Origin of the sequence: Micromonospora sp. WMMC415 (assembly GCF_009707425.1) — a bacterium.
Lineage (GTDB): Bacteria > Actinomycetota > Actinomycetes > Mycobacteriales > Micromonosporaceae > Micromonospora.
On the sequence record NZ_CP046104.1, the window covers coordinates 1,931,882 to 1,958,574 of the forward strand.

Sequence of the window (26,693 nt, forward strand, 5' to 3'; positions counted from 1 at the left end):
GATCGACACTCCTCACCACCGTGACCGGCAACCCGAGCCCCCTACACAGAACTCATGGCCGTTCTGCCCGCCGCTGGCGCACCCCTCACGACCAGCGGGTACACGCTGTTGATCGCCGACGACCCCAACCAGGTCGCGGCCGCGCAACGCCTCCGACACGAGGTCTTCGCCACCGAGTTGGGCGCCACCCTGCGCCCCGGCGCGGGTGACCTGGACGTCGACGACTTCGACCAGTACTGCGACCACCTCATCGTGCGGCAGGAGAGCAGCGGTGAGGTGGTCGGGACGTACCGCCTGCTGCCGCCGGGCCGCGCCGACCGCCGGTACGCCGAGGACGAGTTCGACCTGACGCCGCTGGACCCGCTCCGCGACGACCTGGTGGAGGCCGGCCGGTCCTGCGTACACCCGGACCACCGCTCCGGCGCCGTGATCAACCTGATGTGGGCCGGCATCGCCCGCTACCTGCACCTGCGTGGCGTCCGCTGGCTCGGCGGCTGCGCCTCGGTCCCGGTGGCCGACGGGGGACGGGCGGTCGCGGAGGTGTGGGCCCTGGCGCAGGCGAAGCACCTGGCTCCGCCGCCGCTGCGGGTCCGCCCGCTGCGCCCCTGGTTCGCCGAGCCCGGCGTGCCCACCGGCGCGGTCGGGGGCGCGCAGGCGCGGGCACTGGTCCCGCCGCTGCTCCGCGGCTACCTGCGCCTCGGCGCGTGGGTCTGCGGCGCGCCGGCCTACGACCCGGACTTCGGGGTCGCCGACTTCTACGTGCTCTTCTCCCTGGACCGGATGAATCCCCGCTACCTGCGGCACTTCCTGGGCGAGGTGGAGCGGTGACCGCCGTCGCGTACGACCTCTGGCGGCCGACCTCCGGGTGTGGCCCGACCTGCCTGCCGGTGCCCGGCGACGTGCCCGACGTCTCCGCCGCGCGGCGGCTGGGCCGGATGGTCGCCGGGCTGGGGATGCTGCTCGCCGGTGCCGGCCTGGCGGTGCTGCTTCCGCTGCTGCCCGCTCGCGAGCGGGAGGCCGCGATCCGCCGCTGGGCGCGGGCCACCGCCCGGGCCGTCGGCGTGCGCCTGGTGGTCCGGGGCCGGCTGCCCCGGCGGCGCGCGCTGCTGGTCGCCAACCACGTGTCGTGGCTGGACATCCTGGCGGTGCTGGCCGCGTCGCCGGCCCGGATGATGGCCAAGAGCGAGGTGCGGGCGTGGCCGCTGATCGGTCAGCTCGCCGGTGTCGCCGGGACCGTCTTCGTGGACCGGGCCCGGCCCCGGGACCTGCCGGACACGGTGACGCGGCTGGCCGCCCTGCTGCGCTCCGGGCGGGCGGTCGCCGTCTTCCCGGAGGGCACCACCTGGTGCGGCGACGCGGGGGACTGCCGGCCGGCCGGCGGGTTCCGGCCGGCGATGTTCCAGGCCGCGATCGACGCGGGTGCCCCGGTGGTGCCGCTGCGGATCGGCTACCGGTGCGCGGCCACCGACACGGCCACCACCGCGGCGGCCTTCCTGGGCGACGAGACCCTGTGGCGGTCGCTGCGGCGGGTGCTCGCCGCCCGCGACCTGGTGGTGACGGTGACCGTCACGGCGGCCCTGCATCCGGCGGCGGACGCCGACCGGCGGGTGCTGGCCCGGGCCGCCGAGTCGGCCGTGCACCTGGTGCCGTCCCGGGTGCCCCGGGCCGCGGCGCTGCACGCGCTGCCGACCCGGCTGGTGGTCGCGGAGCGGGAGCTCGACCTGGCGGCCTGAGCCTCACAGATTCTTTTCAGCGACCGCCCAGGCGGGGCGCAGCCTGAGCGCGGATGATGGGCCGCATGGCCGCTACCCAGACCGAGGCGCGACTGCTCGTCGTTGAGGACGACCCCAACATCCTCGAACTGCTCTCCGCGAGCCTGCGGTTCGCGGGTTTCGACGTGGCTACCGCCACCAGCGGCAGCGCCGCGCTGAACGTCGCGAAGGACCACCGCCCCGATCTGGTCGTGCTGGACGTCATGCTGCCCGACCTCGACGGATTCGAGGTCATCCGGATGATGCGCGAGGGCGGCACCCGGACGCCGGTCGTCTTCCTCACCGCCCGGGACGCCACCGACGACAAGATCCGCGGCCTCACCCTGGGCGGCGACGACTACGTCACCAAGCCGTTCAGCCTGGAGGAGCTGACCGCGCGGATCCGCGCCGTGCTGCGGCGTACGAGCACCGGCGAGCAGGCGCCGTCCCGGCTCACCTTCGCCGACCTGGAGCTGGACGAGGAGACCCACGAGGTGTACCGGGCGGGCCAGCGGGTGCAGCTGTCGCCGACCGAGTTCAAGCTGCTGCGCTACCTCATGCTCAACGCCAACCGGGTGCTGTCCAAGGCGCAGATCCTCGACCACGTGTGGAACTACGACTTCCGGGGTGACGACAACATCGTCGAGTCGTACATCTCGTACCTGCGGCGCAAGGTCGACAACACCCAGCCCCGGCTGATCCACACGCTCCGTGGGGTGGGGTACGTCCTTCGCAAGCCGGCGGCGTGAACGTCGTCCAGCAGGCGAAGCTCCGGCTCCGCAGCGTCCCGCTCCGCGTCAAGCTGGTCACCGCGGTCCTCGCGCTGGTGGCAGCCGCGCTGCTGGTGATCAGCTCGCTGACCACCTACTTCCTGCGCAGCTATCTGATCGACCAGGTGGACGCGGACCTGCGCTCGGCGAGCGGCAGCGTGACGAGCTGGGCCGCGACGCTGCGGCCGGGCCAGAAGGTCCAGTTCAGCCTGCCGAGCGACTACGTGCTGCTCACCGTCGCGGACGGCCAGGCGACCGCCTTCTTCTACAACCCGGAGATGGACCAGCAGGACCTGCCGAACTGGCCGCGCACGGAGGAGGGGTTCCGGGACCTGGTCGGGGACCCGCGCACCGTCCGGTCGCAGGACGGTCACAGCCGGTGGCGGATGCTCTACCTCGAACTGCCGGACGGTCAGGTGGCGGCCGTCGGCCAGCACCTCACCGACGTGGACCTGGCCGTCAAACGGTTGGTCTGGATCGACCTTCTGGTCGGTGGTGCGGTGCTGATCCTGCTCGCGTCGATCGGCGCGGCGATCGTCCGGACCAGCCTCAAACCGCTCGTGGAGATCGAGCAGACCGCCGCCGCCATCGCCGGCGGCGACCTGACCCGGCGGGTGCCCGACCCGGAGGCGGGGCAGGAGTGCCCCACCTCGGAACTCGGGCGGCTGTCCCGGGCGCTCAACGCGATGCTCACCCAGATCGAGGCGGCCTTCACCGCCCGCGCCACGTCCGAGGCGGCCGCCCGGGCCGCCGAGTCCACCGCCCGGGACGCCGCGGCGAACGCCCGCGCGTCCGAGGCCCGGGCCCGTCGCTCCGAGGAGCGGATGCGGCAGTTCGTCGCGGACGCGTCGCACGAGCTGCGCACCCCGCTGACGACGATCCGGGGCTTCGCCGAGCTGTACCGGCAGGGCGCCGCCCGCGAGCCCGAGCAGACCGGCGACCTGCTCCGCCGGATCGAGGACGAGGCAGCCCGGATGGGGCTGCTCGTCGAGGACCTGCTGCTGCTCGCCCGGCTGGACCGCGAACGCCCGCTCTCGCTCGCCCCGGTCGAGCTGCCGGTGCTGGCCACCGACGCGATCGAGGCCGCCCGGGCGGTGGCCCCGGACCGCCGGATCGAGCTGGACATCGTCCCGGGCTCCGGGCGCCTGGTGGTGTACGGCGACGACGCCCGGCTGCGGCAGGTGATCGGCAACCTGGTGACGAACGCCCTGACGCACACCCCGCCGGACGCGTCGGTGACCCTGCGGCTGCGGTCCGAGCCGGGCAACCTCGCGGTGGTGGAGGTGGCCGACACCGGCCCGGGGCTCTCACCGGAGCAGGCGGAGCGGGTCTTCGAGCGCTTCTACCGGGCGGACGCGGCGCGGACCCGCCGGCCCGGCGGGAACACCGGCACCGGGCTCGGGCTGGCGATCGTCGCCGCGCTGGTGGCCGCCCACCACGGCACCGTCGAGGTGGTCGAGACGCCGGGCGGGGGCGCCACGTTCCGGGTGCGGCTGCCCCTGGTACCGGACACGGACGGCGACGACCTGTGACTTTCAGCCAACCTTCAGGCGGGTTCCAGGCTGGTCGCAGTGGCGGGGGAGAAGGTGGATCCATGACCGAGTACGAGTCCGACCCGCAGCGCCGGCCGGCCCCCACGGACGCCGAGCCGTCGCCCCCCACCGCCGAGCTGCTCCGCGTCGAGCGCGCGCAGTCCGACTCCGCCCCGGGCAGCCCCGCGGTCACCGACCCCGCCGCTCCGGGCACCACCGGCCCCGCCGCCCCGCTCGCCGCCGAGGCCGGTCCGGCGACCTCCGGTACCCCGGAGACCGCTGCCCCCGGCTCACCGGCCGCCCCCGGCACCCCGCCGGCAGCCACCCCCTCCGCCCCGCCGTACCCGGCGTCCGGCCAGCCCGGCGCCGCGCCGTCCGGCGGCCACCCGTACGGCGGCTACCAGCAGGGCCGCTACCCGGCTGCTCCCTGGTACCCCGGCAACCAGCCCGGCTGGAGTGGGGGCCAGCCGGGGGCGGCGTACGGTCCGCAGCCGCAGCATCCGGGCGCCCCGGCGCACCACCACGCCGGCCCGCAGCCGCACCTCGCCGGGCAGCCCCTGCCGCCGTGGGCGGCGCCGCAGACCGGCCCGCGTACCAGTCCGGGCCGCGTCGCGAAGTTCGCCGGAGCGGGTGTCGCGGTGCTCGCCCTGATGTTCGGCTCCGGCGTCGCCGGCGGCGCGCTGGCGCTCGCCCTCGACGGCAACTCCGGCATCACCCGCACCTACTCGGCCGCGCCGGTCATCAACAGCGCCGACCTGCCGCGCATCGCCGCCGAGGTGCAGCCGAGCGTGGTCTCGATCACCACCGGCAACGGCGAGGGCTCGGGCGTGATCCTCACCGCCGACGGCTTCGTGCTGACCAACAACCACGTGATCGCGTCGGCGAGCGGTAACACCGTCCGGGTGATCTTCGCGGACGGCGAGACCGCCCAGGCCCGGATCGTCGGCACCGACCCGAAGACCGACCTGGCCGTCCTGAAGGCGTCCGGGGTGAGCGGGCTGAAGCCGGCGACCTTCGGCGACAGCGACGGGATGCAGGTCGGCGACCAGGTCCTCGCCCTGGGCAGCCCGCTGGGCCTGCAGGGGTCGGTGACCGCCGGCATCCTCAGCGCGCGGGACCGCACCATTCAGGCCGGCCGCCCCCAGCAGCAGGACCCGCGCCAGGGGGTCAGCTCGATCTCCGGGCTGCTCCAGACCGACGCGCCGATCAACCCCGGCAACTCCGGCGGCGCGCTGGTGAACACGCGCGGCGAGGTGATCGGCATCAACACCGCCATCGCCACCGCCGGCCAGGGCAGCACGGGCAACATCGGCGTCGGATTCGCCATCCCGAGCAACAAGGCCAAGGACGTCGCGGTCAAGCTCCAGCGGGGCGAGAAGGTCAGCCACCCGACGCTCGGCGTCAGCGTGAACGCCGCCGAGGGCGGCGGGGCGCTGGTGGCCGCCGTCACCCCGGGCAGCGCCGCCGAGAAGGCCGGCCTCCAGCGCGGCGACGTGATCACCCGCTTCGGCGACAAGGTGATCAACGACTCCGACGATCTGGTCGGTGCCGTCCAGGCCGGCAAGGTCGGGGACCGGGTCGAGGTGACCTACAAGCGCAACGGCGCCGAATCGACGGCAACCGTGACGCTCGCTGAAGCGTCCTAACGGTTACGAACTTTCCTCCTCCCTCCTGCGGCGGGTGGCGGAGCCAAGGGGGTTGGCTCCGCCACCCGCCGCGCTCCTTCCGCCGGCGGCGGTTCACCCGGTGCGGGTGAGCCGCCGTCACCCGTACCGCGGGCACCGTGGGAGCACGAGGACCCGTGAGGCGTACGGAGGAAGCGATGACCACCACCGCCGTCCGGACCGACGCGCAGATCCAACGGGACGTGCTGGACGAACTCGCCTGGGACCCCCGCGTCGAGCCGCAGGAGATCGGGGTCAGTGTCGACGACGGGGTGGTGACGCTGACCGGCTGCGTGGACAGCTACGCCCGGAAGTGGGCGGCGCGGCGGTGCGCGCAGCGCGTCCGGGGCGTCCGGGGGATCGCCGACGACCTGGAGGTCCGCATCCTCGGCGACGAGCAGTACACCGACGGGGAGATCGCGATCGCCGTCAGCCGGGCGCTGGAGTGGGACAGCTTCGTGCCGGCCGAGCGGCTGGACGTGACCGTGGCGAACGGGTGGGTGATGCTCCGCGGTGAGGTGGAGTTCGGCTGGCAGCGGCGGACCGCCGAGATGGAGGTTCGGCGCCTGCGCGGCGTACGTGGCGTGACGAACCTGGTGGAGGTGCGGCCGGCGGCCCGGCCGGACGGCGAGCGGATCCGGGGCGACGTCCAGCGGGCGCTGCTGCGCGGGATCGGCACCGAGCGGGTGACCGTCGAGGTGGACGGTGACACGGTGATCCTCGGTGGGGTGGTGCGCTCGTGGTGGGAACGGGACCAGGCCGAGCGTGTGGCGTGGTCCGCCGACGGTGTCCGCGACGTACGCGACGAGCTGCTCATGGGCGGCTGACTGCCCGGCTTGTCCGGTTTAGCCGGGTCGTCGCCGGGAAACCGACCGCCACGCGGCGGCAGCGGTCCGGTTGTCGGGTGGGTGCCGTCCGCCGAAGACCGAGGGGGAGGACGCGTGGCTGGGAACCACCGGGACGCCGGCTCGGCCGAGCGGCCGTTGCGCATCGCGATGGTGGTCCCGCCCTGGCTGTCCGTGCCCCCGCCGGGGTACGGCGGGGTCGAGCAGACCGTCGCCGGCCTGGTTGACGCGCTCGTTGACCGGGGTCAGGCGGTGACCGTGTTCGGCGCCGGCGAGCACCACGGCACCGGCGCGAGCTTCGTCTCCACGGTCCCCACGCTCCAGTACGACCGGCTCGGCGAGTCGCTGCCCGAACTGGCCCATCTCGCCCGGGTGGACGACCTGATCGGCCCGGCCGACTTCGACGTCGTCCACGACCACACCACCATCGGTCCGTTGCTGGCCGGGCGACGCGCCGTGCCGACGGTCGCCACCGTGCACGGCAACCCGGTCGGGGAGTACGGCACGGTGCTCGGCTACACCGACCACGGCGTGGGCCTGGTGGCCATCTCGCACGCCCAGCGGCGGCTCAACCCGCGCCTGCCCTGGGTCGGCACCGTCCACAACGCGCTGGACATTCCCGGCATCCCGCACAAGAGTGCCCCGGCCGCCGAGGGGCCGGTGCTCTGGCTGGCCCGGTTCAGCCCGGACAAGGGACCGGACATCGCGATCCGCGCCGCCCGCGCCGCCGGCCTGCCGCTGGTGCTCGCCGGCAAATGCAACGAGCCGGCCGAGCGCCGCTACTACCACGAGGTGATCCGGCCGCTGCTGGACGACGACGTGACGCTGGTGCTCGACGCGGACCGCCGGGCGGCGCTGCGTCTGCTCGTCGAGGCCCGGTGCCTCATCATGCCGATCCAGTGGGAGGAACCGTTCGGCATGGTGATGCTGGAAGCGATGGCCACCGGTACGCCGGTGGTGGCACTCCACCGGGGAGCCGTATCGGAGCTGGTCCGCCCCGGCGTGACCGGCCTGGTGTGCGAACGGGCCGACGAACTGCCCGGGGCGCTGCGCGCCGCCATCGACCTCGACCCGGCGGCCTGCGTCGCCCACGTCGCGGAGCGCTTCTCCACCGCTCGGATGGCCGCCGGCTACGAGGAGGTCTACCGGCGCTTCATCACCGCGCCGGCCGTCCCCGGTAGCGCCCGCGAGCCCGCCCGCGTCGCCGTTCGCTGACCCGTCCGTAGGGCCTGCCCGGCAGTCGCAGCCCGGCCCGGCCGGGACTTCGACCCGGGTGCTAGGCCCGCGTCGCGGCGAGGTCGGCCATCGCGGCGTCGAGCTGCTCCGCGTACGACTCGCTGATCGCGCCTTCGCCGAGGCGGACGGCGACCTTCTCGCGGAGCCTGGCCACCCGCTCGGCGAGGTCGTCTCCGCCGGTGCGCGCGGCGCTGGTGAGGTTGCGCAGCTCGTTGCGGAAGTCCAGGCCGACGTCGGAGCGGATGCCGCCGTCGCTGAGCCCGGCGCCGATCACGCCGTCGAGCCGGTTGGCGGCGTCCAGCAGGGTCCCGGGGTCGGGGCTGTGCGCCGGGTCGGCCGGGCGTGCCGGCGGCGTCCGCGTCGGTGGTGGCGGGTGGTCGGGCACCGCCGAGGGGACCGGTCCCGCCGGGCCGGTGGTGGGCGACGACCGGGGCGGGGCGTGATCATCCTCCTGCCGCAGCGCCGGCGTCGCCAGTGTCACGCCTACGACGAGCACGACCGGCACGATCAGCACCGGTCGCAGCCGGCGCCCGCGGAGCCGGCCCGGCCCTCCTCGCCTCTCCGTCCTGCTGGCCGCCCCGGTCGGACCCGCGCCAGCATCCTCGCCCCGAGGGACGGCCGTCTCCCCGGCCGGCTCGGGCCGGACGTCCTCAAGGGCCGGTGGGGCGAGGGCGGGCAGGGTGACGGTGGGCGCGAGCATCGTGGCGGCCTGCGGATCGGCGGGGAGCAGCTGATCGCGCAGGACCGTCGCGACCTGCCGGGCGGTCGGCCGCGCAGCCGGATCCCGGGCCAGACACCGCAGACAGATCCGCGCCACCTCGGGCGGCAGGCCCGGCACGTCGGTCAGCGAGGGTGGTACGCCCTCGGCCAGTGCCGCGCTGAGCTGCTCCCAGGTGTCGGCGGGGTACGGCACCCGGCCGGTGAGCGCCTCGTGCAGCAGAACGCCGAGGGAGTACACGTCGGTGGCCGGCTGGGCGGACGCGCCGTCGAGCCGCTCCGGTGCCACGTACGCGGGTGTGCCGAACGTGCCGCCGTCCTCGTCCTCGTCCGGTGCCCCGATCCGCGTGGCGATCCCGAAGTCGAGCACCTTCGCACCGGTGCGGGTCATCATCACGTTGGCCGGGGTGACGTCCCGGTGCACGATGCCCAGCCGGTGCGCCGCCGCGAGCGCGTCGGCGACCTGCGCGCCGATCTCGACGGCCTCCGCCCACGGCAGCGGGCCCTCGGTCAGGCGCAGCTCCAGCTCCTCACCGGCCAGCAGTTCCATCACCACGTACGACGTGATCGAGCCGTCCGGCGCGACCGTCTCGCCGTAGTCGTGGACCGCGGTGACGTGCGGGTGGACCAGTTGGGCGGCGGCCCGGGCCTCCTCCCGGACCATGTCCCGGAAGCGGGCGTCGGCGGCGAGCGACGGCACCAGGACCTTCAGCGCGACGATCCGGTCGAGTACCTCGTCCCGGGCCCGCCAGATGACCGACATGCCGCCGGCGCCGATCTGGTCGATGAGCCGGTACCTGCGGGACAGCAACCGGCCGGGATGGAGTGCCGGCTTCACGGATCACACCTGCCTCGGGGTGGGAGCGCTATCAGGTTGCGTGAATGTTTCCGCCCTGTCAACGGCCCCCCCGGTCCACCGGGAGAGGCGTGCGGCGCGGCCGTGCCAGGATGAACGGCATGGCGCGGGGACCGGTGGCGTTCGTGCTCGGGGGCGGCGGCGTCCTCGGCGCGGTCGAGGTGGGCATGCTGCGCGCCCTGTTCCGCGCCGGGATCCAGCCCGACCTCGTACTGGGCACGTCCATCGGCGCGGTGAACGGCGCGCTGGTGGCCGCCGACCCGTCCGAGGCCGTCACCGACCGCCTGGTCCGGCTCTGGGCGTCGCCCGAGGCGAGTGAGGTGTACGGCGACTCGGTCGCCCGGCAGCTTCGCCGGTTCGCCGCACGTACCCACCTGCACTCGCCGCGCCCCCTCCGCAAGCTGCTCGAGAACGAGCTCGGCGTGGACACCACCTTCGCCGACCTGCGCGTGCCGTTCCGCTGCTGCGCGGCGAACATCGAGCGCGCCGCCGAGCACTGGTTCGACAGCGGGCCACTGGTGCCGGCCGTGCTCGCCAGCGCCTCCGTGCCGGGGCTGCTGCCGCCGGCCCGCATCGCAGACCAGCACTACATCGACGGCGGCATCGTCAACTCCATCCCCATCGGCGAGGCGGTGGCGTCCGGGGCCGGCCGGATCTTCGTCCTCCAGGTGGGCCGGATCGAACGAGAGCTCACCCCGCCGCGGCGGCCCTGGGAGATCGCCCAGGTCGCATTCGAGATCGCCCGCCGGCACCGGTTCGCCCGGGAGATGGCGGCGGTGCCCGACGGGGTCGAGGTGCACGTGCTGCCCACCGGCGGCCTCCGACCCCGCGACGACTCGCCCTGGGCGTACCGGGACATGGCGGCGGTGGGGCGGCGGATCAGCCGCGCGTACACCGCGACCCGGCACTACCTGGCGCAACTGGACAGCTGATGCCGTTGCCGCCCCGGTGGTTGCGCCGGCTGCTCCTCGCCCCCGGCGTCGTGCTGCTCGCCGTCACGGTGGTGACCACGGTGCCGGCGTGGGCCCTGCTCGCCCTGGCCGCCTCGCCGTTCGTCCCGGGCCGGCTGCGGCCCCTGCGGGTGCTCTGGGTGGCCGCCGTCTACCTGGTCTGGGACGCGGCGGCGCTGCTCGCGCTCTTCCTGCTCTGGGTGGCCTCCGGTTTCGGCTGGCGGGTCCGGTCCCCGGCCTTCCAGCGGGCGCACTACTTGCTCGCCGGCTGGTTCCTGCGGGTGCTGTTCTGGCAGGCCCGGTGGACCCTGCGGCTCTCCATCGACGTGGCCGGCACCGACCCGGACACGGCGCTCCCGGGCCGGCCGGAACTCGTGCTGTGCCGGCACGCCGGTCCGGGCGACTCGTTCATCCTGATCCACGCCCTGGTGAACTGGTTCCGGCGGGAGCCGCGGATCGTCCTGAAGGACAGCCTCCAGTGGGACCCGGCGATCGACGTCCTGCTCAACCGGCTGCCGAACCGTTTCATCGCGCCCGGCCACGACGGCCGCGGCTCGGTGACCGAGCAGATCGGACACCTGGCGACCGGCCTGGACGACGACGACGCGTTCGTGATCTTCCCGGAGGGCGGCAACTTCACCCCGCGCCGCCGGCTCCGGGCCATCGCCCGGCTGCGTTCACTGGGCCTGGAGCGGATGGCGCTGCGCGCGGAGCGGATGCAGCACGTCCTCGCCCCGCAACCCGGCGGTCTGCTGGCCGCGCTGGACGCCGCCCCGGACGCCGGCATCATCTTCGTGGCGCACACCGGGCTGGACCGGATGCTCACCGTCACCGACGTGTGGCGTGAGCTGCCGATGGACAAGCGGATCGTGATGCGCTTCTGGTCCGTGCCCCCCGAGGAGGTGCCGGCCGGCCGGCAGGAGCGCATCGACTGGCTCTTCGACTGGTGGGCCCGGATCGACGCGTGGATCGCCGCCAACCGGGACGGCCCCGCGTAGGGTGCGGTCGTGGACCAGATCTGCGTGGTGACGACGGTGGTGGATGCGCGCTCCGTCGCGGACGTTCTCGCCGCCGCGGCGGTGGCCGGCCGGCTGGCGGCGTGTGCCCAGGTGGGAGGCCAGGTGGACAGCACCTACTGGTGGCGGCAGGGCGTGGAGACCAGCACCGAGTGGTCCGTGCAGTTCAAGACCGCCCCCGACCGGGCCGCCGCGCTGGTGGAGCAGATCCGGGCCAGCCACCCGTACGAGGTGCCGGAGATCCTGGTGACCCGGGTGGAGAGCGGCAACCCCGACTACGCCGCCTGGGTGTACGAACACACCCGCCCCTGACCACTCGATCGCTTGATCGACTCCATGCCGGCGGCATCGGCGGCGGCCCGGGCCGGGGGGCTCGTGGCGGCCGCCGACGCGGAGACCCACGAGCTGCCGCTGTCGATCGTCGGTCGGGACTAGGTACGCGCACTCTGGTCCGGTGATCTCCGCTGGTCGAGGATGGCCGCGTGGAGAACTCCGCCTACCCCTGTCCCGCCTGCGGTGCGCCGGCCGATCTCGGCACCGGCTGCTCCGGGTGCGGCCGCCCGCCGTACCCGCCCGCGGCCGAGGTGCTCCGGCTCGACCGGGAGATCGTCACTCTCGCCGGGGAGGTGGAGCGGGCGCGCCAGGCGTACCAGCAGATCGCGGACCGGCTGGGTGCGGCCCGGCGGCGCCGGACGGAGCTGGCCGCCGCGATCCGCGCGGAGTTCCCGGCACCGGCGCGGTCCGCGGTGCCGGTTCCCGCTCGGCCACCGGCGCCGGGCCGTCCGGCCGCGCTGCCGGTGGCCGGGCCGGTTCCGGCGCGGCCCGGTGGCGCGGAGACCTCCACCCGCACCGTGCAGGGCGTGCTGTTCGTCCTCGGTGGACTGCTGCTCGGCACCGCCGCCGTCGTCTTCACGGCGGTGGCCTGGGCGACCGTCGGGGTCGCCGGCCGGGCGCTGATCCTGGCGGCGGTCACCGCGCTGTTCCTGGCCGTCCCGCTGGTCGCGGTGCGGCGCGGGCTGCGGGGGACCGCGGAGACCATCGCCGCGGTGGGCCTGCTGCTGGTGTTCCTGGACGGGTACGCCGCCTGGACGGTGGACCTGGGCGGGGTGACCGGCTGGCCGGGCACCCGGTACGCCGCGCTGGTCGGGGGGGCCGGCGCGGCGGTCGCCGCCGGGTACGCCCGGCTCAGCCGGCTCACCGTGCCCTGGTTCGCCGCCCTGCTGGCGGTGCAGCCGGTGCTGCCCCTGTCCGCGGCCGAGGTCCGGCCGTCGGCGGGCGGCTGGGCGGTGGTGCTGGTCGGCGTGGCCGTCGTGAACCTGCTGGTGGTGGTCGCCCTGCGCGCCGGCCGGGGGGCTGCCGTCGCGTCGGAGGCCGAGCACGACGGTACGGCGGCGCAGTCCGAACCCGACACGGTGCCGGGGACGGGCACGGTGCCGGGCACGATCGGCGGGGGGCCGGTCGTCCTGGCCGGGCTCGTGGTCGCCTGGCTCGGGTACGCCGCCGCGCTGACCTTCGCCGCCGGCTGCGCGCTGGTGCCATTGGCGGCCGGGCGGTTCGCCGGTACGCCGCTGCTGGCCGGGTTGCCGCTGCTGCTGGTGTCGGCGACCCTCCTCGCGGCGGCCCTACTGGCCGGCGGGCCGGTGTTCCGGGGCGTGGCGGGCGCGCTGCTGGTGCCGGTGCTGGCGGGCGCACTGCTGCGCCCGGTCGCGGAGCTGCGCGAGGGGCTGCTGCTGGGGCTGTCGGCACCGGTGGTGCTGCTCCTCGCCGGGGTCGTCCGGTTGCTGCCGGCCCGGTGGCGCACCGGTCCCCTGGTCGGGGCGCTGGTGGTGACCGGCATCCTGGCGCAGGTCGCGGCGGTGACGGTGGTGACCCTGGCCGGGGGTGCGGTCGTCCGCTCGCTGCCGCCGTGGCAGGGCGCCGGGCCGGGACCGGTGCTCGACTGGGGATGGCAGCTGCCGGTCGCGGTGGCGGCCGTCGTGGCCGCCGCCGGCCTGCTGCTGCCCCGAGCCGTACGGCTTCCGCTCGCCGCGGCCGGCGCCGGCGCGACGGTGCTCGCCGTGCCGGCCGGGTGGGCCGCGCCCTGGCCGGCGGTGGTGACGCTGGACCTCGTGGCGGCGGTGGCGCTGCTCGGATTCGCGGTCGGTCGCCGGCCGGCCCGGTCCGGGCCGGTCCTCGCGTCGGCGGTGACCGGGGCCGTTCTGCTCGGGCACGGGCTGCTGGTCGGTTTCGCCGCGCCGGCCGGCGCCGGAGCGGCGCTCGCGGTGGCCGGGCTGGTCGGGCTCGTCGTCGCCGCGCTCGGCCGGCGCGGCACCGGTGTCCAACGCGGCGTCGCGGGCGCCGGCCTCGCCGCCGTACTGCTGGTCGTGCCGGCCGGCGCCACCCTCGCGACGTTCGCCGGGGGCGCGCCGGAGTGGTGGCAGGCCCGGGCCGCGCTCGCTGCCGCCGCACTGCTGCCGGCCGGACTGCTCGCGGTCCGTCGACACTGGCCGGACCTCACCCGGTACGCGTCGACCGCGCTCGCCGTGGCGGTCGTTCCGGTCGGCCTGGCACCGGCGCTGGTGGACGGTGAACCGCTGTCGCTGTACGCCGCCGTGGCGGCCCTGCTCGCCATGCTCGGCCCCGTCCTGGGCGGGGACCACGCCGCCCCGAGCGCCGTCGGCCGGAGCCTGTCGGTGGTGGCGGTGGCGGCCCTCCTGCCCGTGGTGCTGACCGCGCTGCTCGCCCCGTACGGCGACGTGCCGGTCTGGTCGGGGGTGCCGGCGGTCGAGGCGGCGCCGGACGACGTCCCGGCCGGGCTTGCGCTGCCGGTGCTGGCCGCCGCCGTGGCGCTGGCCGCCGCGATACGGGCCCGCGGCGACGGCGGGGTGTCCGCGTCCGGCCGGTCGACCGACCCGGAACGCGGCACTCCGGGGCCATCGGAGGGCGGGACGGCCCCGCCTGTCGCTCCCGGGGTCGGACAACCCGGCGGCTGGCGGTGGTCGGCCGCGCTGCTGGCGGCGCCGTTCCTGGCGGCGGCGCTCCCGGTGCTGCTCCGGTCGGCGGGCGCGCCCTGGCCGGTGCTGCCGGCCGCGGTCCTGCTGGTCGGGGTGGTCGCCGTGCTGGCCGCCGCCCTGCCCGCCCCGCGTCCGCTGCTGGTCCCGGTCGCCCTGCCGCTCGGGCTGGTGTTCACCGGCGCCGGGCTGTCGGGCCTGCTGGCCACCCGGGCCGGCACCCTGACCGGCCTCGCTGCGCTCGTGGTGACCGGCACCGTGGTCGGGGTCGCCGGTCGGCGGGCCGTCGCCCGGCTCGCCGGGGCTCTCGCGGCGGTCGTGGCGGTGACCGCCCTCGCGGTCACCGCGTCGCTGGCCGCGGGCCTGCCGCTGCGGGCGGCGGCGTTCTCGGTGCTCGCCGTCGCGGTGCTCACGCTCGCCGTCGCCGCCGCGCTGCCGCGTCCGGTGCCGGGCGGGCCGGGTCCGGCGGACGCCGGCCGCGGGCAGGGCACCCCGGCCGCGCCGGGCCCCGCCGTCCCGGCCGCACCGGGCTCCGCCGTCCCGGCGGGCGGCGGCTCGGGGGCGACCGGAACGGCCGTGACGACGCGACAAGCACTGGACGCCGCCGCGCAGGCCGTCGCGGTGGTGGCGTTCCTGCTCGCCGTGGAGTCGCTGCGGCACGTGGCCGCCGTCTGCGTGCTGTGGGGCGCGGCCGTCGGGCTGCGCCTGCTGCGCCGGGGCGAGCCGGTCGAGTTGCGCTGGCTGCTCGCCGCCGTGGCCGGGGGCAGCGAACTGCTCGGCACCTGGCTGCTCCTGGCCGCCGGCGACGTCGCGGTGCTGGAGGCGTACACGCTGCCGGCGGCGGCGCTCGCCCTGGTCGCCGGGGCGGTGGCGCTGCGGACCCGGCCCGGCCTGACCAGCTGGCTGGCCATCGGGCCGGGCCTCGCCGCCGGGTTGCTGCCGACCCTCGCGTCGGTGCTGGTCGCCTCGGATCCGCAGCCGCTGCGGCGGCTCCTGCTCGGGCTCGCGGCGCTCGCGGCGGTGCTCGCCGGCGCCATCCGGCGCTGGCAGGCGCCGGTGGTGCTCGGCGCGCTGACGCTCACCCCGCTCGCGCTGCACGAACTGGCCCGCACCTGGGACCTGCTGCCCCGGTGGATCTTCCTCGCCGCCGGTGGGCTGGCGCTGATCGGCCTGGCCGCCACGTACGAGCGGCGGCGGCGGGACCTGGCCCGGCTGCGGGCCGCCGTTGGCCGGATGAGCTGACCGGCCGGGCCGGGGCGCCGGCACCCTCGCTCGTCCGGGCGGTGGTGGTGGCTCCCCGGCACCGGTAGGGCACGCCCTACCAAAGATCCGGGGGCATGCGGGATTACCCAGCGCATCCGGTTCCGCGAGACTCGGTGACGGGGGTCGGGCAGTCCGGCGCGACCGAGGCAGGGGCGGTGCAGCATGCGGGAACTCGTGGCGGAACGACCGGCGCGGCAGGGCAGTGACTACGCGGAGTTGTCCCGGCGGATCCGATCGGCGGGCCTGCTGGACCGCCGTCCGGCCCGGTACGCGGCCCGGATCGCGCTGACCGCCGGGCTGTTCGCCGCCGCCTGGGCCGCGGTCGCGCTGGTCGGCGACTCCTGGGCCCAGGTGGCGGTCGCCGTCCTGATGGCGGTGGCCAGCACCCAGGTCGCCTTCCTCGGTCACGACGCCGGACACCGGCAGATGTTCCGCCGGCGTGGGCCGAGTGAGCTGGTCGGCCTGCTCGCCGGCAACCTCGCCGTCGGACTCAGCTACGGCTGGTGGGTCGACAAGCACAACCGGCACCACGCCAACCCCAACCACGTCGACGAGGACCCGGACGTCGGTGCCGGCGCGCTGGTCTGGACGGAGGAGCAGGCCCGGGCGACCCGGGGCTTCGCCCGGTGGCTGGCCCGGCGGCAGGCGGTGCTCTTCTTCCCGATGCTGCTGCTGGAAGGGCTGAACCTGCACGTGGCGAGCCTGCGGGCGGTGCTGGGCCGCGATCCGGACGGGCGGTTCCGTACGCCGATGCGGCACCGGACCGTCGAAGGAGCGCTGCTGGCCGCGCACACCGTCCTCTACGCCGGCGGCCTGCTGCTGGCGATGTCGCCGGTGAAGGCGCTGGTCTTCGCCGCCGTCCACCAGGGGCTGTGGGGGCTGTACATGGGGTGCTCGTTCGCCCCGAACCACAAGGGCATGCCGATGCCGTCCGCCGACGACGACCTGGACTTCCTGCGTAAGCAGGTGCTGACCGCGCGCAACGTGCGGGGCGGGCGGATCGTCGACGCGGCGCTGGGCGGCCTCAACCTCCAGATCGAGCACCACCTGTTCCCGAACATGCCGCGCGGGAACCTGCGCCGGGCCCGGCCGGTCGTCCGGGCGTACTGCGCCGAGCGGGGGGTCCCGTACGTCGAGGTGGGGCTGGTCGAGTCGTACCGGCAGGCGCTGGCGCACCTGCACGAGGTCGGCCGCCCGATTCGAAGCGTTCGGGGTCGGGTGCCTCCCAGGAGTTGAACTGCGGCGCGCCCCCGACGTCCGCGCGTCACACGCCGCCGCCGCTGGTCAGCGTGCCGGTTGAGGCTGCCGGTAGGGTCTCCCCATGGCAGAGGCGCTCACCGCGGAGGCGGTACGAGACGAGCTGACCGGGCTGCCCGACTGGTCCGGTGACCAGGCCGGGATCGCCCGCACCGTGGAGCTGGCCAGTTTCCCGGACGCCATCACGCTGGTGGACCGGGTGGCCGTGGTGGCCGAGGAACTCGACCACCACCCCGACATCGACATCCGCTGGCGGACGGTGACCTTCTTCTGTGTCACCCATTCGGCCGGCTGCGTCACCCACCGTGATCTGGACCTCGCGCGGCGGATCGACGGCATCGTGGGGGAGGTCCGATGAGATTCGAGATCAGCAAGGTGCTCGACGCCATCGAGGGCCGGGTGTGCACCGACCCCTCGCTGGTCCGGGCGGTACTCGACCTGGCCGAGGTGATCCGGTACCAGGACATCGACGGTGGCCGGCCCGCCAGCCTGCTCCGGCTCGGCATGGTGATCGACGCGCTTTCCCGCGAGTTCGAGGAGGACAGCGTTCCGGTCTACGCCGTGGTGCACCGGGCCCTGCTCTCCGACGCCGACCTCACCTCGAACGAGCGCATGGTGGTGCGCCGGTGGGCCGACGACGGGCTGGTCGAGGTGCTCGACAACCCGGGTGACCGGATGCTGGAGGTGGCCGACCTGCTCGGCCTGCCGGTGCTCAGCCGGGCTCGCCTCGACGGGCTGCGCGGGCGCTACCCGTGGGTGACCGACCAGCCGGGCCGGGTGGTGGCTCCGGTGCCGGGTGCGGGCGGGCCGGTCTTCGTCGCCCACGTCGGCGGCGGGGACACGCCGGTCGCCGGGGAGCGGTCGCCCGCCGGCGCGAAGCTGCTGGCGCGGAACTGGCGGTGCCCGGAGTCCCCGTGCGCGCTGTTCGGCCAGGGGGGTGGGGGTGGTGCGTTCGCCGACCTGGCGGCGGTCACCGACCGGAGCCCGGTGACGCAGCCGCCGCCCAGCCTGCGGAACGGCGTACCGACCTGCCCCCGGCACGGTGCCCGGTTGAGCGACGCCGGCCCGCGACCCCGTTCCGAGGTGCTGGCGGTCCGCATCGGCGGCCTGATCCGCCGCCGCTTCGTGCTCACCGACCAGGAGCCGGTGCTGGTCGGCCGCGCGCCGGACGCCGCCGACGGCATCGTGCTCGGCCAGTGGCTCAACGACGAGGCCCGCCGCTGGATCAGCCGTAGCCACCTGAAGCTGGAGCTGCGCGTCGGGGAGATCATCGTGACCGACGTCAGCACGAACGGCTCCGGGATCCGGCCGGGCGGGTCGATGGCCGAGGCGGAGCGGATCCCGCTCAAGCCGCAGCAGTCCCGGGTGCTGGCCGAAGGGGACATGGTCGAGCTCTACCCGGGCGTCCAGGTGGGCCGCCCCGACGAGTTGCCGGCCGGCGCGCCGTACACGCCGGCGTCGGTGATGGCCGAGGCGCCGACCATGGCGATGCGCCTGCCCCGCTGACATCCGGACGACGAAGGGCGCCGGGATCATTCCCGGCGCCCTTCGTGGCGTACGACGATCAGCCGGCCAGCACGGCCGCCAGCTGCGCCACCGCGTGGTCGATCTCCTCCTCGGTGATGACCAGCGGCGGGGCGAGGCGGATGGTCGAGCCGTGGGTGTCCTTGGCGAGGACGCCGCGCTCCATCAGCCGCTCGCACGCCTCCCGGCCGCTCATCAGCGCCGGGTCGATGTCCAGGCCGGCCCACAGACCCCGGCCCCGGACGGCGAGCAGACCCTTGCCGACGAGCGCCTGGAGGCCGGCGTGCAGCCGGGCGCCCAGCTCGGCGGAGCGGCGCTGGAACTCCCCGGTGGCGAGCAGCCGGACGACCTCGGTGGCCACCGCGCAGGCGAGCGGGTTGCCACCGAAGGTGGAGCCGTGCTGGCCCGGCTTGAGCACACCGAGGATCTCGGCGTCCGCCGCGACGGCCGACACCGGGACGATGCCGCCGCCGAGCGCCTTGCCCAGCAGGTACATGTCCGGCACGACACCCTCGTGCTCGCACGCGAAGGTCGCGCCGGTGCGGCCCAGGCCGGACTGGATCTCGTCGGCGATGAACAGCACGTTCCGCTCGGTGCAGACCCGGCGTACGCCCGGCAGGTAGCCCTCCGGCGGTACGACCACGCCCTGCTCGCCCTGGATCGGCTCGAGCAGCACCGCGACGGTGTTCTCGTCGATGGCGGCGGTCAGCGCGTCGAGGTCGCCGTAGGGGACGACCGTGAAGCCGGGCGTGTACGGCCCGAAGTCCGCCCGCGCGTCCTCGTCGGTGGAGAAGGAGACGATGGTGGTGGTGCGGCCGTGGAAGTTGCCCTCGGCCACCACGATGTTCGCCTGACCCGGGGCGACGCCCTTGACCTGGTAGCCCCACTTGCGGGCCACCTTGATGCCGGTCTCGACAGCCTCGGCGCCGGTGTTCATCGGCAGCACCAGGTCCTTGCCGCAGAGCTGGGCCAGCTCGCGGCAGAAGTCGGCGAACTGGTCGTGGATGAACGCCCGGCTGGTCAGCGTCAACTTGTCGAGCTGCTCGTGCGCGGCGCGGATCAGCTCGGGGTGCCGGTGGCCGAAGTTGAGCGCCGAGTACCCGGCGAGGCAGTCGAGGTAGCGACGGCCGTCCACGTCGGTCAGCCAGGCGCCCTCGGCGGAGGAGATCACCACCGGCAGCGGGTGGTAGTTGTGCGCGGTCCACCGCTCCGCGTCCCGGACGGCCTCGGGCGTCCGCAGCTTGTCCTCGATCACTTGCTCGCCTTTCCCTGACGGAGTCGCAACGTGCAGCACTTCGGTCCACCGCCGGCCTTGCGCAGCTCGGACAGGTCGACACCGATGGTCTCGTAGCCCCGGTCCCGCAGCTTGGCCGCCAGGCCGGTGGCCTGCGCCGGCAGCACGACGTGCCGGCCGTCGCTCACCGCGTTGAGGCCCAGCATCTCGGCGTCGGCCATGGTGGCGTGGACCGCGTCCGGGAAGAGCCGGCGCAGCACGGCCTGGCTGCCGGGGGAGAAGGCCTCGGGCAGGTACGCGACCGTCCGCTCGTCGAGCACGGTCAGCGCGGTGTCCAGGTGGTAGAAGCGCGGGTCGACCAGCTGCATGGTGATCAACGGGTAGCCGAAGACCTCCTGGAGCTGAGCGTGCGAGGCGTGCGCGGTGCGGAACCCGGTGCCGGCGAGCAGGTGGTCGCCGACCAGCAGGACGTCGCCCTCGCCCTCGTTGACGTGCTTCGGGTCGTACATCTCGAAGCCGGCGCTCTCGAACCAGGCCCGGTACGCGGGCGCCTCGTCGGCGCGCTGCGGGTCCCGGAACTGCACGGCCATGGCCTTGCCGTCGATCACCGTGCCGCCGTTGGCGGCGAAGACCATGTCGGGCAGGCCCGGCACCGGAGTGATCTCCTCGACGGTGTGGCCCAGGTCCCGGTAGATCTGGCGCAGCTGCTCCCACTGCCGGATCGCCAGGTCGGCGTCCACCGGCGCGGTCGGGTCCATCCAGGGGTTGATCGCGTAGTCGACGGCGAAGTACGTCGGCCGGCACATCAGGAAGCGCTGGCTGGTGGCGTCCATCGTCATTGTCCTGCTCCCAGGGGTCGGGCGCGCCCGGCCACCTTCGGCCCGCGGGCTGGCGCCGTTGCTCAACGGTATGCGGCGCCGGCCGGCGGGATCCACCGCAGGAAGTTGCACAGGACGTCGGATCGTTGCGTGTAGCCGTGGGTCGGCGGCGTTTCGTTGCGTTACCGCATCCCGACGCCGGAACCACTTCGGGGGCGGCGAACCGCCGCCCCCGAATCAGGGTGTGCCCGGCTGGTGAACCACCAGGCTGGTCGGGCTGTGCCGGTGCACCACCGGCGTCGCCGGCGCACCGCCGGCGAGCCGGACAGTGCCCCCTAGAAGCGATCCACAAACTGTGAGTCGAGCCACTCCCGGAAGCGCGCCACCCAGTCGCCGTCGGTGGTCGGCCAGTCGAACTGGCCGGTCATCGCCAGCACGCCCAGGACCACGGCACCCAGGCCGGCCACGATGCCCAGCAGCGCGTCGGTCGTCCCGGCGACGTGCCGGCGCCGGGTCGCGGCCAGGCCGAGAACGGCGAGGACCGCGCCGACGGCGCCGAGCCCGATCCCGTACCCGGCGAGGGTGCCGGTGAGCACGAACAGCACGCCGGCCACACCGGCGATCAGGCCGAGCGTGGCGAGCAGGCTGGACCGGGGCTTCGGGCCGGCGACCACCGGGCGCTCCGCCCGGTCCGGCACACCGTCGCGGTCCCGGTCGACCCGCGCCGCGGCGGCGTCCCGGTCCGGGTCGACCGTCCGGCCGTCGAGCGTCCGCTCCTGGGCCGGGTCCGCGACCGGAGTACGGCGGGTCCCCTCGTCGGACCGGGCCGTCGCCGCGCGGGCCACGGCGGCCCGGCGGGCGGCGTCGGCTTCCCGGCCCTCGGCCGGCCCCGCGGTGCTGCGGTACGTCGTCTGCTCGTCGGTCCGGTCGGTCACCACCGGGCGCGAGGTCCGGGTCGTGTCGTCGGCGCGGTCGGTGGCGCCGTCGTGGGTGGTGGCCGCCTCGTCCGTGCGGCCGGTGTCGTCAGGCGCCGGTGCCGTCCGGCGCGAGAGGGAAGGAATTCGAACCACGTCACACCTCCTGAGGAATGCGCCGGCGGCCGGTGGAACGGGTGGCGCCCGCGCGGTAACGGTGGAGAGGTACCCAGACGTGACGATCGCGACACCCACCCCGTCGGGGACGCCGGGCGGGCGGCGCTACCGTTGCCGCGGTGCCAGAGGGACACACCATCCACCGCCTGGCGGCCCGGCACGCCGAGCTCTTCGCCGGGGACAAGGTGCACGCGGCGAGCCCCCAGGGCCGCTTCGCCGAGGGCGCCGCGCGGCTCACCGGGTCCGTCCTGGAGCGCACCGAGGCGTACGGCAAGCACCTGCTGCACCACTACCCGGGTGAGCTGACCCTGCACGTCCACCTGGGCCTGTACGGCAAGGTCACCGACGGGGCCGGCGAGCCACCGGGCCCGGTCGGCCAGATCCGGCTGCGGCTCACGTCCGACCGGCACTGGCTGGACCTGCGCGGCCCCACCGCGTGCGAGCTGCTCACCCCGCCGGAGGTGGCCGCGCTGCGGGGGCGGCTCGGCCCGGATCCGCTGCGCGCCGACGCCGACCCGGAGCGGGCGTACGCCCGGATCTCCCGCAGCGCGACGCCGCTCGCGGCGCTGCTGCTCGACCAGTCGGTGGTGGCCGGCACCGGGCTGATCTTCGTCACCGAGGCGCTGTTCCGGGAGGGCCTGCCGCCGACGATGCCGGGCCGGCGGCTCACCCCCGCCGGCTGGGACCGGCTCTGGGCGGACCTGGTGACGCTGATGCGGCAGGCCGTCGAGCGCGGCCGGATCGACACCGTCCGTGACGCCCACCTGCCCGAGGCGATGGGCCGGGCGGCGCGGGTCGACCGGCACGGCGGCGAGGTCTACGTCTACCGCCGTCCCGGCGCGCCCTGCCACGTCTGCGCCACTCCGGTCAGCCGGGGCACCCTCGCCGGCCGCAACCTCTACTGGTGCCCCACCTGCCAGGCCGCCTGATCACCGAGCGGCCGGCGGGTCAGCGGAGGCGGCGGATGTCGCCGTACGCCCGGTAGAAGCCGCCCCGGCCGGCCTCCCGGACCTCGGTGACCACGTAGCGCGCGCCGACCTCCCGGATGCCCTTGGGGAACTGCACCGCCCAGTCCCGGTGGTAGCCGGGGGAGAGGACCTGGATACGCAGCCGCCCGCGGTCGTCGACGCACTGCACCACCACGCCGTGCCGGTCGTCGCTGGTCACCTCGACCGTCGCCCAGGCCGCCGGCTCGGGCAGCCGGGCCGGCGCCTTGACGTCGACCACCTCCGGGACGTCGCCCGCCTCGGCGGCCCGGATCGCCGGCTCGCTGGCGTCGATGCAGGCCAGGTGCCCGCTGGTGGTGACCACGTAGAGCCGCTCGTCGTGGTACTGCATCGAGTACGCCGAGCCGCAGCCGGTGCCGAGCTTCCACAGCCGGGTGCCGGCGGCGTCGAAGCAGTAGATCGAGGACTGGCTGTCGCCGGCGAAGACGTACCGGCCGCCCTCCGCGGTGGCGCAGGAGAAGACCGGGGCGTCGCAGTGGTACGTCCGCTCGGCGCGGCCGTCCTTGCGCAGGCGGACGACCTCCCGGCTGCCGGTGCCGGCGAACACCGCGTCGCGCTCCTGCCAGCCGAAGAGGACCGAACCGGTGCGGGTGTGCCACAACTCCGCCCCGGTACGCCAGTCGTAGCCGGTCACGCCCTGCGAGTGGCCGTGGTAGAGCGCGTCGGCGTCGCAGCGGACCATCCACGCCGACCGCCCGCGCCCCGCCCGCCGCCACAGGAACTCGTCCTCGTGGTCGATCGCGGCGATGCCGCCGTCGGCGTCGGAGACACCCAGGACGCCGTCGTGGATGTCCAGCCAGTAGATGTCGATCTCGGGGGCGATCGCGTACGCCGCCCGGGGCACCTTGCCGGAGAGGTCGTAGACGTTGCCGTCGTCGCAACCGGCGTAGATCCACGCGTCGTCGGCGACGATGCACTTCACCCCGTCCGGGAGCCGGACCTGGTCGAGCACGCGCGCGTCGTGCCCGAGGGTGGTGATGACGCCGTGCTCGTTGCCGACCATGCAGGTCCGCCCGTCGACGAAGATGCCGAACGCCGGGGCGCCGGAGTCGTACCGCCAGAGCACGGGCGCGGTGCGGGCGGTGGACCGGGTGCTGACGATCTGCCGCCGGGACACCGCGCGCTTCTGCCGGACGCCGCGCACCGCCGGGGCGTACCCCTTGCGGACCTTCTCGCCGATCTTCTTGGCGGCGGCGGCGCGGGCCCGGGCGTTGTCCGGGTACGTCGTGGTCTTGACCTGGCCCTGGTCGCCGATCCGGCCGTAGCGCACGGTCATCGCGGTGTCGGCGACGACGACCTCGTAGAACTTGTGCGCGCTTCCGTCCACTTCGGACAGTTCGAGGTAGGTCGTCTCCTGCGACATGGGTGCCTCCGAGGGGGATCGGCGCCGGAAACCGGCACTGCGACAGCGCGCACACGCTAACCGCGCCCACCGACAGGATCGGGTGTGGACACGGCACCCTGCCACGCAGGAGGGGCGTTGACGTCGTTAAGAAGGGGCCCTTTCGCTACCGGAGGCGTTAAGTAGGGACCCTTCCTTACCGGTTGGCGGCGGCGAGGGCGTCGACGGCCTTGCGGGCGGCGATCAGCACCGGATCCCAAGCCGGCGCGAACGGGGGCGCGTAACCGAGGTCGAGCGCGGTCATGTCGTCCACCGTCATCTTGTTCCACAGCGCCACGGCCAAGGGGTCGATCCGCTTCGCCGCCTCCGACCAGCCGACGATCTGCGCGCCGAGCAGCCGCCCGCTGGTCTTCTCGGCGATCAGCTTCACCGCCATCGGGCGGGCGCCGGGGAAGTAGCCGGCCCGGTTGGTGGACTGGGCGATGACCGAGACGAACTCGAAACCGGACGCCACGGCGTCCCGCTCGCGCAGCCCGGTGCGCCCCACCTCCAGGTCGCAGACCTTGGTGACGGACGTGCCGATCACCCCGGGGAACGTCGCGTACCCGTCGCCGATGTTGATGCCGGCGACCCGGCCCTGCTTGTTGGCGTACGTCCCCAGCGGCATGTGCACCGGCATCCCGCTGACCCGGTGCAGGGACTCCACGCAGTCCCCGGCGGCCCACACGTCCTCGACACCGGGCACCCGCATGCGCCGGTCCACCCGGATTGCCCCGCTGGGACCGATCGGCAGCCCGGCCGCCTCGGCCAGCCCGACGTTGGGGCGGACGCCGAGGCCGAGGACGACCACGTCGGCGGGGACCGGCCCCTCCGTGGTGACGACGGCGGACACCCGCCCGTCCCGCTCCTCCAGCCCGATGACCGAGAGGCCGGTGCGGATCTGCACCCCCAGGCTGCGCATGGCGTCGCTGACCAGCTCGGCCATGTCCGGGTCCACCGTCGACATCGGCTGCTCGGCCCGCTCGATGAGGGTGACCGACAGCCCGCGCCGGAGGATCGCCTCCGCCATCTCGACTCCGATGTAGCCGCCGCCGACGACCACCGCGTTCCGTGGCTTCGGGGCGGCCTCCAGCCACTCGCGCAGCGCGGCGCCGTCGTCGAGGGTCTGCACGCCGAACACGCCGGCCACGTCGGTGCGGGCCCAGTCCGGCTTGATGGGTGTCGCGCCGGTGGCGTACATGAGGCTGTCGAACCGCTCGCGGACCTCGCCGCCGCCCTCGAGGTCCCGGGCGACGACCTCGCGCCGGTCGAGGTCGATGGCGGTGACCTCGTGCCGCAGTCGCACGTCGATGTGGAAGTCGCTCCGGAACGTCTCCGGGTCGCGGGCGATGAGCTGCTCGGGGTCGGGCACCACGCCGCTGATCCAGTACGGGATGCCGCACGCCGAGTACGACGTGTAGTGGCCCCGCTCGAACGCGACGATCTCCAGCTCGTCCGGGCCACGGCGGCGTCGCGCCTGGGACGCCGCCGTCATGCCGGCGGCGTCACCACCGATAACGATCAGTCGTCGCGTCACGTGCACCATCCTGTCACGGAACGTCGTCAGCCACGGGTCTGCCGGGCGACGTCCTCCACCACATCCGTCAGTTTCCCGGTCCGGGCGAAGACGGCACGCTGCCGCGCCGCGCCGCTGCCGTGCCGGCGCAGCTCGCCCAGCAGGTCGGTCACCTCGGCCAGGTCGCCGTGCCGCTGCAGCGCCGGGCGCAGCTGGTCGACGAGCTGGTCGAGCAGGTCCCAGGCGGGTCGCAGCTCACCGTCGGTGGGGTCGACGCCCTCGCCCTCCAGGCCGTCGTGGGCGGCCCGCCAGTGCGCGGCGACGAGCAGGTGGTGGTCGGTGCGGATGGCGGGGCGGCCCGCCGCGATGTCCGCCATCGCGGTCGCGACCAGCGCCCGGACCAGGGCGGCGACCAGCACGGCGTCGTCCACCGACGGGCAGACGTCCCCGATCCGGATCTCCACGGTCGGGTACTTCGCCGACAGGCGGGCGTACCAGTAGAGCATCCCCTCGTCGAGCATCACGCCGCTGGCGATGAGCTGCCGGATCAACCGTTCGTAGTGCTCGTGCGACTCCAGGAACGGCGTCGGCGCCACCGACGGCCAGCGCTCCCACTCCACCGACCGCCAGCTCGCGTAGCCGGTGTCCGCGCCCCGGGCGAACGGGGAGTTGGCGGTCACCGCGTGCAGCACCGGCAGCCATGGCCGGACGTGGTTGAGCACCTGCACGCCGGTCTCGCCGTCCGGCACCCCGACGTGCACGTGCATGCCGTTGTTGCCGGGACCGGGCACCAGCAGCCGGAACCGCTCGATCATCCGGTCGAAGCGGGGCTTGTCCACCACGGGTGGCACCGGCCCGTCGGCGGGGCCGGTCCCGATGGCCAGCAGGCGTACGCCCGCCCGCTCGGCGGCGTCGGCGAGTGCGCCACGCAGCACGCCCAGCGAGTGGCGGATCGAGCGCAGTTCCAGGCCGGGCGGGCTGCCGATCTCGATCTGGCTGGTCTGGAACTCCCGCTCGACCTGGCCGCGCAGCTCGGGCGGGACCTGCTCCATGACGAGGTCGACCGCCGGCACGGCGACCCCCGTGTGCGGGTCGACGAGCAGGAACTCCTCCTCGACACCCACGGTGAGCAGGTCGGTCCCGTCGGCCGACGCGCTCGGCGCCGTCACCACCTGACCGGTCATCGGGAATCACCGTCCGTCTCGGCCGGACGCGGTCCCTCCGCGCCGGATCGGTCCGTCGTTACCCACGGTGGCGCCGCCCGGAAACGCGGCA

Annotated in this window: 21 protein-coding genes and 2 pseudogenes; 16 read left to right on the forward strand and 7 right to left on the reverse strand. The window is 74.9% G+C overall.

Annotated elements, in window-relative coordinates:
• Positions 1–54 precede the first annotated feature (54 nt).
• From GKC29_RS09460 to GKC29_RS09490, 8 genes and pseudogenes are all read left to right on the forward strand, one after another.
• A complete protein-coding gene (locus tag GKC29_RS09460) occupies positions 55–828 on the forward strand; it encodes a GNAT family N-acetyltransferase (protein ID WP_155330463.1) in 774 nt (257 codons plus the stop codon).
• Positions 825–1,733 (forward strand): 1-acyl-sn-glycerol-3-phosphate acyltransferase, encoded by a 909-nt coding sequence (locus GKC29_RS09465; RefSeq protein ID WP_155330464.1) that lies wholly within the window; start codon positions 825–827, stop codon positions 1,731–1,733. The genes GKC29_RS09460 and GKC29_RS09465 overlap by 4 nt, the downstream gene beginning before the upstream one ends.
• Positions 1,734–1,798: 65 nt before the next feature.
• Positions 1,799–2,500: a response regulator transcription factor gene (locus GKC29_RS09470; RefSeq protein ID WP_155330465.1), complete on the forward strand. Its 702-nt coding sequence runs from the start codon at positions 1,799–1,801 to the stop codon at positions 2,498–2,500.
• Positions 2,497–2,662, forward strand: a pseudogene (locus tag GKC29_RS30540) (two-component sensor histidine kinase); the annotation flags it as partial. The gene GKC29_RS09470 and the pseudogene GKC29_RS30540, both read left to right, overlap by 4 nt.
• Positions 2,663–2,841: 179 nt before the next feature.
• Positions 2,842–4,053, forward strand: a pseudogene (locus tag GKC29_RS09475) (ATP-binding protein); the annotation flags it as partial.
• Between the two features lie 62 nt (positions 4,054–4,115).
• A complete protein-coding gene (locus GKC29_RS09480; protein ID WP_155330467.1) occupies positions 4,116–5,699 on the forward strand; it encodes a S1C family serine protease in 1,584 nt (527 codons plus the stop codon).
• Between the two features lie 176 nt (positions 5,700–5,875).
• Entirely contained in the window at positions 5,876–6,544 is a 669-nt protein-coding gene (locus GKC29_RS09485) for a BON domain-containing protein (RefSeq protein ID WP_155330468.1), read from the forward strand.
• A gap of 168 nt (positions 6,545–6,712) precedes the next feature.
• Complete coding sequence (locus GKC29_RS09490) at positions 6,713–7,777, forward strand: glycosyltransferase (protein ID WP_155334053.1); 1,065 nt, start codon at positions 6,713–6,715, stop codon at positions 7,775–7,777.
• Between the two features lie 61 nt (positions 7,778–7,838).
• On the opposite strand, the gene GKC29_RS09495 is transcribed toward GKC29_RS09490, so the two are convergent.
• Positions 7,839–9,353 carry a serine/threonine-protein kinase gene (locus GKC29_RS09495; protein WP_155330469.1) on the reverse strand — a complete coding sequence of 505 codons (1,515 nt, stop codon included), beginning with the start codon at positions 9,351–9,353 and terminating at the stop codon, positions 7,839–7,841.
• A 119-nt stretch (positions 9,354–9,472) separates the two neighbouring features.
• Between GKC29_RS09495 and GKC29_RS09500 the strand changes: the two genes are divergently transcribed.
• From GKC29_RS09500 to GKC29_RS09530, 7 genes are all read left to right on the forward strand, one after another.
• Positions 9,473–10,303 (forward strand): patatin-like phospholipase family protein, encoded by an 831-nt coding sequence (locus tag GKC29_RS09500; protein WP_155330470.1) that lies wholly within the window; start codon positions 9,473–9,475, stop codon positions 10,301–10,303.
• Positions 10,303–11,319 carry a 1-acyl-sn-glycerol-3-phosphate acyltransferase gene (locus tag GKC29_RS09505; RefSeq protein ID WP_155330471.1) on the forward strand — a complete coding sequence of 339 codons (1,017 nt, stop codon included), beginning with the start codon at positions 10,303–10,305 and terminating at the stop codon, positions 11,317–11,319. Before GKC29_RS09500 ends, GKC29_RS09505 begins: the two co-directional genes overlap by 1 nt.
• 9 nt (positions 11,320–11,328) lie before the next feature.
• A complete protein-coding gene (cutA, locus tag GKC29_RS09510; RefSeq protein ID WP_155330472.1) occupies positions 11,329–11,649 on the forward strand; it encodes a divalent-cation tolerance protein CutA in 321 nt (106 codons plus the stop codon).
• A gap of 170 nt (positions 11,650–11,819) precedes the next feature.
• Positions 11,820–15,569, forward strand: coding sequence for an SCO7613 C-terminal domain-containing membrane protein (locus GKC29_RS09515; protein ID WP_155330473.1), 3,750 nt, complete (start codon positions 11,820–11,822; stop codon positions 15,567–15,569).
• A 183-nt stretch (positions 15,570–15,752) separates the two neighbouring features.
• Positions 15,753–16,826, forward strand: coding sequence for an acyl-CoA desaturase (locus GKC29_RS09520; protein ID WP_155330474.1), 1,074 nt, complete (start codon positions 15,753–15,755; stop codon positions 16,824–16,826).
• Between the two features lie 85 nt (positions 16,827–16,911).
• On the forward strand, positions 16,912–17,205 hold the full coding sequence (locus GKC29_RS09525) for a 4a-hydroxytetrahydrobiopterin dehydratase (RefSeq protein WP_155330475.1): 294 nt from the start codon (positions 16,912–16,914) through the stop codon (positions 17,203–17,205).
• Positions 17,202–18,353, forward strand: a complete 1,152-nt coding sequence (locus GKC29_RS09530; RefSeq protein ID WP_155330476.1) for an FHA domain-containing protein — start codon at positions 17,202–17,204, stop codon at positions 18,351–18,353. Before GKC29_RS09525 ends, GKC29_RS09530 begins: the two co-directional genes overlap by 4 nt.
• A gap of 58 nt (positions 18,354–18,411) precedes the next feature.
• Here the strand turns inward: GKC29_RS09530 and rocD are convergent, their stop codons facing one another.
• The 3 genes from rocD to GKC29_RS09545 all read right to left on the reverse strand — a co-directional run bounded on the left by rocD (position 18,412) and on the right by GKC29_RS09545 (position 21,493).
• On the reverse strand, positions 18,412–19,626 hold the full coding sequence (rocD, locus tag GKC29_RS09535) for an ornithine--oxo-acid transaminase (protein WP_155330477.1): 1,215 nt from the start codon (positions 19,624–19,626) through the stop codon (positions 18,412–18,414).
• Entirely contained in the window at positions 19,623–20,438 is an 816-nt protein-coding gene (ddaH, locus tag GKC29_RS09540) for a dimethylargininase (RefSeq protein ID WP_196255901.1), read from the reverse strand. The genes rocD and ddaH overlap by 4 nt, the downstream gene beginning before the upstream one ends.
• A 320-nt stretch (positions 20,439–20,758) precedes the next feature.
• Positions 20,759–21,493 (reverse strand): thrombospondin, encoded by a 735-nt coding sequence (locus GKC29_RS09545; RefSeq protein WP_155330479.1) that lies wholly within the window; start codon positions 21,491–21,493, stop codon positions 20,759–20,761.
• A gap of 140 nt (positions 21,494–21,633) precedes the next feature.
• Between GKC29_RS09545 and GKC29_RS09550 the strand changes: the two genes are divergently transcribed.
• Positions 21,634–22,443, forward strand: a complete 810-nt coding sequence (locus GKC29_RS09550; protein ID WP_155330480.1) for an Fpg/Nei family DNA glycosylase — start codon at positions 21,634–21,636, stop codon at positions 22,441–22,443.
• Between the two features lie 19 nt (positions 22,444–22,462).
• On the opposite strand, the gene GKC29_RS09555 is transcribed toward GKC29_RS09550, so the two are convergent.
• The 3 genes from GKC29_RS09555 to GKC29_RS09565 all read right to left on the reverse strand — a co-directional run bounded on the left by GKC29_RS09555 (position 22,463) and on the right by GKC29_RS09565 (position 26,602).
• On the reverse strand, positions 22,463–23,884 hold the full coding sequence (locus GKC29_RS09555; protein ID WP_155330481.1) for a WGR domain-containing protein: 1,422 nt from the start codon (positions 23,882–23,884) through the stop codon (positions 22,463–22,465).
• A 175-nt stretch (positions 23,885–24,059) separates the two neighbouring features.
• On the reverse strand, positions 24,060–25,439 hold the full coding sequence (locus GKC29_RS09560) for an FAD-dependent oxidoreductase (protein WP_155330482.1): 1,380 nt from the start codon (positions 25,437–25,439) through the stop codon (positions 24,060–24,062).
• A 26-nt stretch (positions 25,440–25,465) separates the two neighbouring features.
• Positions 25,466–26,602, reverse strand: coding sequence for a glutamate--cysteine ligase (locus tag GKC29_RS09565; RefSeq protein ID WP_155330483.1), 1,137 nt, complete (start codon positions 26,600–26,602; stop codon positions 25,466–25,468).
• Between the last annotated feature and the right edge of the window lie 91 nt (positions 26,603–26,693).